9 protein-coding genes are annotated in these 12,027 nt (G+C 61.9%); 4 read left to right on the forward strand and 5 right to left on the reverse strand.

Features of this window, described 5'->3' with window-relative positions:
• The first annotated feature begins 129 nt into the window (after positions 1–129).
• From HBN98_RS07695 to HBN98_RS07705, 3 genes are read left to right on the forward strand one after another with little or no spacing between them, the layout of a single operon-like run.
• Positions 130–1,047: a putative 2-dehydropantoate 2-reductase gene (locus tag HBN98_RS07695; RefSeq protein ID WP_064588920.1), complete on the forward strand. Its 918-nt coding sequence runs from the start codon at positions 130–132 to the stop codon at positions 1,045–1,047.
• Between the two features lie 45 nt (positions 1,048–1,092).
• Positions 1,093–3,129: a sensor histidine kinase gene (locus HBN98_RS07700; RefSeq protein ID WP_064588921.1), complete on the forward strand. Its 2,037-nt coding sequence runs from the start codon at positions 1,093–1,095 to the stop codon at positions 3,127–3,129.
• 3 nt (positions 3,130–3,132) lie between these two features.
• Positions 3,133–3,717 carry a cob(I)yrinic acid a,c-diamide adenosyltransferase gene (locus HBN98_RS07705; RefSeq protein ID WP_064588922.1) on the forward strand — a complete coding sequence of 195 codons (585 nt, stop codon included), beginning with the start codon at positions 3,133–3,135 and terminating at the stop codon, positions 3,715–3,717.
• 123 nt (positions 3,718–3,840) lie between these two features.
• On the opposite strand, the gene HBN98_RS07710 is transcribed toward HBN98_RS07705, so the two are convergent.
• From HBN98_RS07710 to secA, 4 genes are all read right to left on the reverse strand, one after another.
• On the reverse strand, positions 3,841–4,785 hold the full coding sequence (locus HBN98_RS07710; RefSeq protein WP_064588923.1) for a Nudix family hydrolase: 945 nt from the start codon (positions 4,783–4,785) through the stop codon (positions 3,841–3,843).
• Complete coding sequence (locus HBN98_RS07715; protein WP_064588924.1) at positions 4,782–5,414, reverse strand: glutathione S-transferase family protein; 633 nt, start codon at positions 5,412–5,414, stop codon at positions 4,782–4,784. Before HBN98_RS07715 ends, HBN98_RS07710 begins: the two co-directional genes overlap by 4 nt.
• A gap of 172 nt (positions 5,415–5,586) precedes the next feature.
• Complete coding sequence (gene argJ / locus HBN98_RS07720) at positions 5,587–6,804, reverse strand: bifunctional glutamate N-acetyltransferase/amino-acid acetyltransferase ArgJ (RefSeq protein WP_047296069.1); 1,218 nt, start codon at positions 6,802–6,804, stop codon at positions 5,587–5,589.
• 122 nt (positions 6,805–6,926) lie between these two features.
• Positions 6,927–9,662, reverse strand: coding sequence for a preprotein translocase subunit SecA (gene secA, locus HBN98_RS07725; protein WP_064588925.1), 2,736 nt, complete (start codon positions 9,660–9,662; stop codon positions 6,927–6,929).
• Between the two features lie 307 nt (positions 9,663–9,969).
• Between secA and HBN98_RS07730 the strand changes: the two genes are divergently transcribed.
• Positions 9,970–10,425 (forward strand): DUF721 domain-containing protein, encoded by a 456-nt coding sequence (locus HBN98_RS07730; RefSeq protein ID WP_064588926.1) that lies wholly within the window; start codon positions 9,970–9,972, stop codon positions 10,423–10,425.
• A gap of 91 nt (positions 10,426–10,516) precedes the next feature.
• Here the strand turns inward: HBN98_RS07730 and HBN98_RS07735 are convergent, their stop codons facing one another.
• The gene (locus HBN98_RS07735) at positions 10,517–12,004 is read right to left on the reverse strand and encodes a helicase HerA-like domain-containing protein (RefSeq protein WP_083368088.1); all 1,488 of its coding nucleotides are present in this window, start codon (positions 12,002–12,004) and stop codon (positions 10,517–10,519) included.
• Between the last annotated feature and the right edge of the window lie 23 nt (positions 12,005–12,027).

Raw genomic sequence — 12,027 nt, forward strand, 5'->3', positions numbered from 1 at the left:
CAATAAAAGGCGCGCTCGATCAGGATGGAGCGCGCTTGGCTTGCGGTTAAAATCCGGCCCATTATAACGGGTCTTTTCCCACCGATACGGCGAGCCTTGCATGCCAGTACCTTACCGAGTGAAAAACTGATGTCCACCCCCTGGCACGTTCTCGGCGCCGGCAGCCTCGGCACCCTGTGGGCCACGCGCCTGGCCCGGGCCGGTCTGCCGGTGCGGCTGATCGTACGCGATGCCGAGCGTTTGCGCGGCTATCAGGCGGCCGGCGGCCTGACCCTGGTCGAACATGGCGCAGCCCACACCTACCCCGTCCCTGCACAGACGGCAGACGATCCGCAGCCGATCCGCCGCCTGCTGGTCGCCTGCAAAGCCTATGACGCCGAAAGCGCCGTCGCCCGTCTGCTGCCGCGCCTGACTGCAGATGCCGAGTTGATCCTGTTGCAGAATGGCCTTGGCAGTCAGGACGCGGTTGCGGCGCTGGTTCCCCATGCCCGTTGCATCAGCGCGTCCAGCACTGAAGGCGCCTTCCGCGACGGCGACTGGCGTGTGGTGTTTGCCGGCCACGGTTTCACCTGGCTGGGCGATGCTGGCCATCCGGTAGCACCGATCTGGCTGGACGATCTCGACGCGGCGAACATTCCCCACGAGTGGAGCACCGACATCCTCACCCGTTTGTGGCGCAAACTGGCGCTCAATTGCGCGATCAATCCGCTGACCGTGCTCCACGATTGCCGTAATGGCGGGCTTGAGCAGCATCAATGTGAGGTCGCCACGCTGTGCGCGGAACTGGCCGAGTTGCTGGAGCGTTGTGGTCAACCCGCGGCGGCGGTCAATCTGCAACAGGAAGTCGAACGGGTGATTCACGCCACGGCGGCCAATTACTCCTCGATGTATCAGGATGTGGCGAACCAGCGCCGCACCGAAATCAGCTATCTGTTGGGCCACGCCTGCAAAGTCGCCACGCGCCATCAACTGAATCTGCCGCACCTCAATCAATTGCAGCAGCGCCTGGTCGGCCATCTGCGCAGCCTTGGATTGCCCAGCGACTGAGCAGCGGCTACGCTGCCCACTTGTTCCTCTGCTGCGATAAACCTGATGCCATTGCGCCAGCGCCTTGAAAACCTGCCGGTCGGCCAGAAACTGCTGGCCGCCCTGCTAGTGTTGATGACTACTGTTCTGCTGGTCGCCAACCTGACCTTTATCAGCGCCGCCTACTACATCTCCCAGGAAAGCATGGCGCCGCAGGCCCTGCAGACAATCGGCCGACTGATTTCCAACCCGAGCCTGGTCTCACAAGCCCTGGAATCGCCGCAAAGCGCCGAACGCCTGCTCAAGGAACTCGACAGCTATTCGCCGTTGCGTGCCGCGGCGCTGTATGACGGCAAGGGTGATCGAATCGCCCAGGTGCAGCGTGGCGACAAGCTCAATCTGCCGGAACGCTATCGGCACATCGAAGCCTGGCAACTCACCGAGTTTCGCAGCAACCAACTGATCACCCTGCCCCGCCCCGGCACCGCGCCAGGGCATTTGCTGCTGGTCGCCAGCAGTGAACTGCCGATGGCGTTCTATACCGGCACCCTGACTGCCAGCCTCGGCATCCTGATTTTCAGTGTGCTGCTGTGGCTGGTGATTGCCCGGCAGATCAAACGCCTGATCACCCGCCCGATTCATGAGCTGGAAGAACTCTCGCGGCAGGTCACCCGTGAAGAGAACTACGCCCTGCGCGCCTCGCGCGGTAACCACGACGAAATCGGCAGCCTCGCCGAGGCGTTCAACACCATGCTCTCGCGCATCGAAGCCCGCGAGCAGCAGCTCAAGCGCGCCCGCGATGACTCGCAAGCCGCCTACGATCAGGCGCAGGGTCTGGCCGAAGAAACCCGCCACACCAACCGCAAGCTGGAGCTGGAAGTCCAGGTGCGCAGCAAGATCGAGAAGAAGCTCACCGGATTCCAGAACTACCTCAACAGCATCATCGACTCCATGCCCTCGGCGCTGATCGCTCTCGACGAACAGCTCTACGTGACCCAGTGGAACCAGGAGGCCAGCGCGCTCTCCGGGACGCGCCTGGATGAAGCACTGAACCAGCCGATCTTCCTCGCCTTCGAGCCGCTCAAGCCATTCCTGCCGCAACTCAAGCAGACCGTGGAAGAACACACGGTGGCGAAGATCGAGCGGGTGACCTGGTTCAAGGATGATGAACCCAAGCATTACGCGCTGACCTTTTACCCGCTGATGGGCGGCGCCGGGCGCGGTGTGGTGATCCGCATCGACGACATCACCCAGCGCCTGTCGCTGGAAGAAATGATGGTGCAATCGGAAAAGATGCTCTCGGTGGGCGGCCTTGCCGCCGGCATGGCGCATGAGATCAACAACCCGCTCGGCGCGATCCTGCACAACGTGCAGAACATTCGCCGACGGCTGTCGACAGACCTGCCGAAAAACCTCGAAACCGCCGAACAACTGGGCATCGAGCTGGACGCGGTCAACCTTTACCTGCAGAACCGCGAAGTGCCAAAACTGCTCGACGGCATCCAGCAGGCCGGTGCCCGCGCGGCAAAAATCGTCACCCATATGCTCAGCTTCAGCCGACGCAGCACCCGGCAAATGGCCCCGTGCGATCTGCCGGCGCTGATCGACCAGGCGGTGGAAATTGCCGGCAACGACTTCGATCTGGCGATCGGTTTCGACTTCAAGGGCCAGGCGATCATCCGTCAGTTCGACCCGGCGCTCGGGCCGGTGCCGGGCACCGCCAACGAACTGGAACAAGTGCTGCTCAATCTGCTGAAAAACGCCGCGCAAGCCATTCACCAGCGCGAAGACGACAGCGAGCCGGGGCGGATCATTCTGCGTACCCGACTGAACCCGCCATGGGCCGAGATACAGGTCGAAGACAACGGCATCGGCATGAGCGAGAACGTGCGCAAGCGCACCTTCGAACCGTTCTTCACCACCAAGGAAATCGGTCAGGGCACAGGCCTGGGGCTGTCGGTGTCGTACTTCATCATCACCAACAACCATAAAGGGCAGATGGAAGTGCAGTCCGCGCCGGGCCAGGGCACCTGCTTCACCTTGCGCCTGCCACTGACCCAACCGGCGGCCGTCGCTGCCGAAACCAATCAACTACCGAGGTAACCCATGGGCTTTCGCTTGTCGAAGATTTACACCCGCACCGGCGACACAGGCGAAACCGGCCTGGGCGATGGCCGTCGCGTCCCCAAGGACCACCCGCGCATCGAAGCCATTGGCGAAGTCGACACACTGAACAGTCAGGTCGGTGTGCTGCTGGCCGGGTTGATCGCCGAGCGTGAAGCGTTTCCCGGCTTGGATGAACTGATCGAAGTGCTCGCCCCCTGCCAGCATCGTTTGTTCGATTTGGGCGGTGAGCTGGCGATGCCGGAATATCAGGCGCTGAACGCGGCGGAAATCGAACGCCTGGAAGCGGCGATCGATGTGTGGAACGAAGAATTGGGGCCACTGGAGAATTTCATCCTGCCCGGTGGCTCAACGCTGATCGCCCAGGCCCATGTGTGCCGCAGTCTGGCGCGCAGTGCCGAGCGGCGTTGTCAGCATTTGAATGCGATTGAGCCGTTGGCCGGGGTGGGCCTGGCGTATATCAATCGGTTGTCGGATTTGCTGTTTGTGGCGGCGCGGTTGATTACGCGGCGCCAGGGGGTGGCGGAGATTCTTTGGCAGCCGGCGGCGAAGCCTGAAGAGCAGTAGCGCCTGACAGGACGTCTTCGCGAGCAGGCTCGCTCCCACAGGGAAATGCATTCCTTCAGTTGGAATGCAATCAAATGTGGGAGCGAGCCTGCTCGCGAAGAGGCCATCAGCCTCAATACATAATCAAGCCTCAGGCCAGAATGCCCGAATCCCCGCCACACCCTGCGCCCCGACACGCCAGGCCTTCTCGCGCTCCGCCGGGCCAACCCCACCCAGCAGAAACACCGGCTTGTTGAAGCCCTCGATCAACGTCGACGCCTGCTCCCAGCCCAGCGGCTGCGCATCCGGGTGAGTCAGCGTCGGCTGCACCGGCGACAGGGTGACGAAATCCACGCCCATTTGTTCGGCCAGTGCCAGTTCTTCAGCGTTATGGCACGACGCCGCCAGCCAGCGCTCCGCCGGCAATGGTCGCCCCGCTTCGGCGTATTTGCGCAGCTGCGCGGACGTGATGTGCCAACCGGCAGACGGGAAATCGCCCAGCCATTCGAACGGCCCCTTGATCATCAGTTGCGCCTTGCCGGCACACAGGCCGACCGCATCCACCGCCAGATCGCGGTATTTAGGGTCATAGCCGTTCGGCGCGCGCAGCTGGATCAACTTGATCCCGCCGGCAATCGCCTTCTGGATCCCACGCAGCAGGGCCGGTGCTTCCAGGTCTTCCGGAGTGATCAGGTATTCGCTTGGCAGGCGCGCTGCTGCAACGATCGGCTGGTTGGCAGCCGGGAACTCGTAGTCCACCAGTTCCTTCGCGGTGACCCAAGCCAATGGCTGGCCTTCGGCACCGTGCGGTTCGCCGCTGAAGCTCGAGACTTCCCAGACATCCAACAACACCTGCTTGTCCGGGTAATCGTGGCGGACCTTGATCAGCGGACGCGCAGCGCCAACGACGATGCCCAGCTCTTCGTGCAACTCACGAGCCAGCGCGCTTTCGACGGATTCGTCAGCCTCGACCTTGCCGCCGGGGAATTCCCACAGGCCACCCTGATGCTGGGTGTCGGCACGGCGGGCGATCAGGATCTTGCCACTCTCGTCACGAATGACGGCGGCGGCGACGTGTACGCGTTTCACGGGTTCAACTCCTCCAGTCCAGCCTTTTGCCACGCCTTGAAGGCGGGCCATTGGTAGACGGTTTCAACATAAGCTTGATCGATGGCCGGCAGTTGCACTTGATAAGTACGCAGACGCACGGCAATCGGCGCGAAGAACGCGTCGGCCAGGCTCACCCGGCCAAACAGATACGGCCCAGGCTCGGTGGCAGCGGCACGGCATTCGGCCCATAGCGCGAGCATGCGCTCGATATCGACCTTCACTTCCGGCGGCACCGGGTTGAGCGGTGCGTCGTGGCTCAGGTTGAACGGCATGTGATTGCGCATGGCAAAAAAGCCGCTGTGCATCTGCGCGCAGGCCGAACGGGCCTGGGCACGCGCAAAAAGGTCGCTAGGCCAAAGCTGTTCGGACGGGAACTGCTCCGCCAGGTATTCGGCAATCGCCAGAGAATCGGCAACGGTGCCACGGGAGGTTTGCAGCAGCGGCACCTTGGCGGTCGGCGAATGCTTGAGCAGCCGCTCGCGGGTGTCGGGCTTGCCGAGCTTGATCAGTTCTTCGGTGTAGGGTGCGCCGGTCAGCTCGACGGCCAGTGCGGCACGCAGCGACCAGGAGGAAAGCAGTTTGTCGCCGATGATCAGGTGCAGGGACATGGTGTGGCGCCTTTTCGTCAGTGGAAAAGCGTTGGGACTTGCGGTGTCTGGACCACCGTCTTCGCGAGCAGGCTCGCTCCCACATTAGATCTTCAGTGCACACAAATTGTGTGTACGGCAGAACACCGTGTGGGAGCGAGCCTGCTCGCGAAAGCCACGACTCGGTCTTGGATCAGGTGCGGTACTCGGCGTTGATCTTCACGTATTCATGCGACAGGTCGGTGGTCCAGATGGTTTCGCTGCAATCGCCACGACCCAGCTCGATACGGATGGTGATCTCTTCCTGCTGCATCACCGCCGAGCCCTGAGCTTCAGTGTAGGTCTCGGCACGGGCGCCACGGCTGGCAATGCACACGTCGCCGAGGAACACGTCGATCTTGCTCACGTCCAGGTTCGGCACGCCGGCACGGCCGACAGCGGCCAGGATACGGCCCCAGTTCGGGTCGGAGGCGAACAGCGCGGTCTTGATCAGCGGCGAGTGCGCCACGGTGTAGCCGACGTCCAGGCATTCCTGATGGTTGCCGCCGCCATTGACTTCAACCGTGACGAACTTGGTCGCGCCTTCGCCGTCACGCACGATGGCCTGGGCCACGTCCATGCACACTTCGAACACCGCTTGCTTGAGTTTGGCGAACAGCTCGCCTTCAGCGCGGGTGATTTCCGGCAGTGCAGCCTTGCCGGTGGCAATCAGCATGCAGCAATCGTTGGTCGAGGTGTCGCCGTCGATGGTGATGCGGTTGAACGACTTGTTCGCGCCGTCGAGCATCAGATTGTGCAGCACGTCGCGGGAGACTTTGGCGTCGGTGGCGATGTAACCGAGCATGGTCGCCATGTTCGGACGAATCATGCCCGCACCTTTGCTGATGCCGGTAACGGTGATGGTCACGCCGTCATGCTGGAACTGGCGGCTGGCGCCCTTGGGCAGGGTGTCGGTGGTCATGATGCCGGTGGCGGCAGCTTCCCAGTTGTTTTCCGACAAATCGTCCAGTGCGGCCTGCAGTGCGCCTTCGATCTTCTCGACCGGCAGTGGCTCGCCGATCACCCCGGTCGAGTACGGCAGGATCTGGCTGGCATCGACGCCCGTCAGTTCGGCCAGCTTCGCAGTGGTGCGCTCGGCGGCGGCCAGTCCCGGCTCGCCGGTACCGGCGTTGGCATTACCAGTGTTGGTCAGCAGGTAACGCACGGCGTTCTGCACGCGTTTTTTCGCCAGGATCACTGGCGCGGCGCAGAAGGCGTTCAACGTGAACACGCCGGCCACGGTCGAACCTTCGGCGCAGCGCATCACTACCACATCCTTGCGCCCGGGGCGCTTGATGCCGGCCGAGGCGATACCGAGTTCAAAACCGGCAACCGGGTGCAACGTTGGCAAAGGACCAAGACCAACAGCCATGAATGCGCTCCTTACTCAATGATGTCAGCACCGCTCACAGTGATGGCGGTGGTTTAAATGGCAAAACGCCGCGACGGCAGGAGCCGGTCGCGGCGCGGGTATATCAGCGATTGAAACGGGGTTTACTGGATCTGCCCGTGGCAATGCTTGAATTTCTTGCCCGAACCGCAGTAGCACAGTTCGTTGCGGCCCAGCTTCTGCTCGTTGCGTACCGGCGCGGTGGCGAGGGCCACATCGACCTCTTCACCCAGCACTTCCGGCTGATCCAGACCCGGGGCCTCGGCGTGTTCGAACTGCATGCGGGCGGCCAGTGCTTCGGCTTCCTCACGCAGACGTTGCTCTTCGGCTTCCGGATCTTCGCGACGGACCTGAACGTGCGACAGCACACGGATCGAGTCGCGCTTGATCGAGTCCAGCAGCTCGGAGAACAGCGTGAACGACTCGCGCTTGTATTCCTGCTTCGGGTTCTTCTGGGCGTAGCCACGCAAGTGGATACCGTGACGCAGGTGATCCATGGTCGACAGGTGGTCTTTCCACAGGTCGTCGAGTACGCGCAGAACGATTTGCTTCTCGAAGGAGCGCAGCGCTTCGGCACCGGCCTGGTCTTCTTTCTCGTTGTACGCCGCCATCAGCTCGACCATCAGCTTCTCGCGCAGGGTCTCTTCGTACAGGTGATCGTCTTCGTCGAGCCATTGCTGGATCGGCAGTTTCACCCCGAAATCGCTGGCAATCGACGCTTCCAGACCGGCGACGTCCCACTGCTCAGGCAGCGATTGCGGCGGAATGTGGGCGCTGACCGTCGCGTTGAGCACGTCCTGACGGAAATCGGCGATGGTTTCACCGATGTTGTCGGCGGCCAGCAACGTGTTACGCATGTGATAGATCACTTTACGCTGTTCGTTGTTGACGTCGTCGAACTCGAGCAGTTGCTTACGGATGTCGAAGTTGCGACCTTCAACCTTGCGCTGCGCCTTCTCGATCGCGTTGGTCACCATGCGGTGCTCGATCGCTTCGCCCGGCTGCATGCCCAGCGCTTTCATGAAGTTCTTCACCCGGTCAGAGGCGAAGATGCGCATCAGGCTGTCTTCCAGCGACAGGTAGAAGCGGCTCGAACCGGCATCGCCCTGACGACCGGCACGGCCACGCAGCTGGTTGTCGATACGCCGGGATTCGTGACGCTCGGAGGCGATCACCTGCAGACCGCCGGACTCCAGCACTTGCTGGTGACGCTTCTGCCAGTCGGCCTTGATCTGGGCGATCTGCTCGGGGCTCGGGTTTTCCAGCGCCGCGACTTCCACTTCCCAGTTGCCGCCCAGCAGGATGTCGGTACCACGACCGGCCATGTTGGTGGCGATGGTCAGGGCGCCCGGACGACCGGCCTGCGCAATGATTTCCGCTTCTTTTTCGTGGAACTTGGCGTTCAGGACCTTGTGCTCGATGCCTTCCTTGTTGAGCAGGTTGGAAACGTGCTCGGAAGTCTCGATGGTCGCGGTACCCACCAGGATCGGACGGCCCTGGGCCATGCCTTCCTTGATGTCGTTGATGATCGCCGCGTACTTCTCTTCGGCGGTCAGGAACACCAGGTCGTTGTAGTCTTTACGCGCCAACGGCTTGTTCGGCGGAATGACCATGACCTGCAGGCCGTAGATCTGGTGGAATTCGAACGCTTCGGTGTCTGCGGTACCGGTCATGCCGGACAGCTTGGTGTACAGACGGAAGTAATTCTGGAACGTGGTCGAGGCCAGGGTCTGGCTCTCGGCCTGGATGTTCAGGCCTTCCTTGGCTTCGATGGCCTGGTGCAGGCCTTCGGACAGACGGCGGCCCGGCATGGTGCGACCGGTGTGCTCGTCGACCAGCACGACCTGGCCGTCCTGCACGATGTATTCGACGTTACGGTGGAACAGCTTGTGCGCACGCAGGCCCGAATAGACGTGGGTCAGCAGGCCCAGGTTATGCGCCGAATACAGGCTCTCGCCTTCGGCCAGCAGGCCGACGCCGGTGAGCATTTCTTCGATGAACTGGTGACCGGCTTCGTTGAGTTCGACCTGACGGGTCTTCTCGTCGATGGTGTAGTGACCGGCCTTGGTGACCTGACCTTCGACTTCCTCGACGTGCAGTTCGAGCTGCGGGATCAGTTTGTTGATCTCCATGTACAGCTTGGAACTGTCCTCGGCCTGACCGGAAATGATCAGCGGGGTACGGGCTTCGTCGATGAGGATGGAGTCGACTTCGTCGATCACGGCAAAATTGAGTTCGCGCTGGAATTTTTCTTCCATGCTGAACGCCATGTTGTCGCGCAGGTAGTCGAAACCGAATTCGTTGTTGGTGCCGTAGGTGATGTCGGCAGCATAAGCGGCGCGCTTCTCTTCCGGCGGCTGGAACGGCGTCACGACGCCGACGGTCAGGCCGAGGAATTCATACAGCGGGCGCATCCAGTTGGCGTCACGGCGGGCCAGGTAGTCGTTCACGGTTACAACGTGCACGCCCTTGCCGGACAGCGCGTTGAGGTAAACGCCCAGGGTTGCCACGAGGGTTTTACCCTCGCCGGTACGCATTTCGGCAATCATGCCTTCATGCAGGGTCATGCCACCGATCAACTGAACGTCGAAGTGGCGCATGCCCATGACGCGCTTGCCCGCTTCACGGGCGACCGCGAAGGCTTCAGGCAACAGCTTGTCGAGGGATTCCCCTTTGGCGATACGGGCCTTGAACTCGTTGGTCTTGGCACGCAATTGATCGTCCGAAAGGGCCACCATTTGCTCTTCGAAGGCATTGACGAGCTGCACCGTCTTGAGCATGCGTTTGACTTCACGCTCGTTCTTGCTTCCAAAAAGTTTCTTTAACAAAGGCGCAAACATATCGGCAGGATCTTCCACACTAAAGGGATGGAGGGCGGCCCCGTGAGTCGCCCGTGCAGCCCTCATGGCCGCATGCGAACGAGCATTCTACCCGGAAACGGTGGTGAGGAAAGTGGCGATATTCCACGATGCTGGCACTGCGCTTTGACGGGGCTCACTTAAAATAAGGGCGTTTTGCTCAACTTCAACCCATACGGGAAAGAAGTTAGTCGTTGATTTAATGGGTAAAGCAGGGACAAAAGCAATGGGCGAGTGGTTCCGCTGCTTTCTGCTACCATGGCGTTTCTGTTACTTCAGGTGTTCGATCATGGCATTTCGCCCTCTTGCAGCCAGAGCGCCCGCCGCTCTGCTACGCGAAGCCAAGCCGCTCAAAGCCATTCTCGGCCATGCCCAACGACTCGCTCATCTGCAACGCCTGCTCGAAAGCCAGCTGCAACCTGCCGCCCGCGCGCATTGCCACGTGGCCAAATGGCGTGAAGGCGAACTTTCGCTGGTGGTCACCGACGGCCATTGGGCCACGCGTCTGCGCTACCAGCAAAAACGCCTGCAACGGCAACTGCAGCTGTTCGAAGAGTTCGCCAACCTGACGCGGATCAAATTCACCGTGCGCCCCCCCATCGTGCAGCAAGGGGCTGTCGGGCACACGATGGATCTGTCGAGCGATGCGGCGGCGACCATTCAGTCGACGGCGGACGGGATCAGTGATCCGGGGCTGCGTGCGGCGCTGGAGCGTCTGGCGGCGCACGCTAAAGACAAGGCCTGAAGCGAGAGCAAAAGATCGCAGCGATGCGCCAGCTCCTACAGTTGGAACGGGTTTCCCCTGTAGGAGCTGCCGCAGGCTGCGATCTTTGCTTTTAGCGGCGTTTACTGCCGCCGAGCAACGAGCCCATCAGCCCGCGCACCAGTTGTTTGCCGAGATTATTGGCCGCCTGGCGCATGGCTGACTTCAACGCCTGCCCTGCTGCCGTGCCCAGGAACTCCCCCGCTCTGTCGGCCAGGCTTGGCTCTTCAGGCGCAGGCTTGCCCACGGGCGCATCGGCCTGCGGTGCCAGATCCTTGCGGCCCATGAGGATTTCATACGCCGACTCACGATCGATCGGCTTGTCATACCGCCCCTTGAACGGCGAGCCGGCGATCAACACCGTACGCTCTGTCTCGCTCAGCGGCCCGATTCGCGATTGCGGCGGCGCCACCAGCACGCGCTGGACCATCTCCGGTGTGCCCTTTTCCTGCAGCGTACCGACCAATGCTTCGCCGATGCCAAGCTCGGTCAGCACCGACAACGTGTCGAACGCCGGATTCGGCCGGAAGCCATCCGCCACCGCCCGCAGGGATTTCTGTTCCTTAGCAGTGAACGCGCGCAAGCCGTGCTGGATCCGCAGACCCAGCTGCGCCAGCACATTGTCCGGCAGATCGCCCGGCGACTGGGTGACGAAATACACCCCCACGCCTTTCGAGCGAATCAGCCGTACCACTTGCTCCAGCCGCTCCTGCAAGGCCTTGGGCGTATCGCCGAACAGCAAATGCGCTTCATCGAAAAACAGCGCCAGCAGCGGCTTGTCGGCATCGCCGCGCTCCGGCAACTGCTCGAACAGCTCGGCCAGCAGCCACAGCAGGAACGTCGCGTAGACCTTCGGTGCCTCGTGCACCAGACGACTGGCATCGAGCAGATGAATGCGCCCGCGGCCGTCCGCCGCCGGTTGCAGAATGTCTTCCAGTTGCAGCGCCGGTTCGCCGAACAATGCTTCAGCGCCCTGCTGTTCCAGGGTCGCCAGCCGACGCAACAGCGCCTGGCTGGAACCGGTGGTCATCAGCGCGGCGTCTTCGCCGAGCAGCTGTGGGTTGTCCTTGAGGTGATTGAGCAGCGCCTTGAGGTCTTTCAGATCGAGCAGCAGCAGGCCTTCGCGGTCCGCCACTTTAAACGCTGCGTACAGCGCCGACTGCTGGCTGTCGGTCAGTTCCAGCAGGCTGCCGATCAACAGCGGGCCCATTTCACTCAAGGTGGTGCGCAAGGGATGACCGGATTCACCGTGAATGTCCCACAGCGTCACCGGATACGCCTGCGGCTTGTAGTCGAGCCAGGGCATCCCGGCGATGCGCTCGGCGACCTTGCCCTGAGGATTGCCGGCGGCGCCGAGGCCGCACAGGTCACCCTTGATATCAGCGGCAAAAACCGCGACGCCGGCGTCACTGAACGCCTCGGCGAGGCGCTGCAAGGTCACGGTCTTGCCAGTCCCGGTCGCCCCGGCGATCAGCCCGTGTCGGTTCGCCAGGCGCATGGCCTGAGCAATCGGTTGCCCCGCCAGATCGGCACCGATAACGAGTTGCGATGTGTCAGGCATTTTGTCACCTATTGTTAATCTTT

Origin of the sequence: Pseudomonas koreensis (genome assembly GCF_012986595.1) — a bacterium.
Classification (GTDB): Bacteria; Pseudomonadota; Gammaproteobacteria; order Pseudomonadales; family Pseudomonadaceae; genus Aquipseudomonas; species Aquipseudomonas koreensis.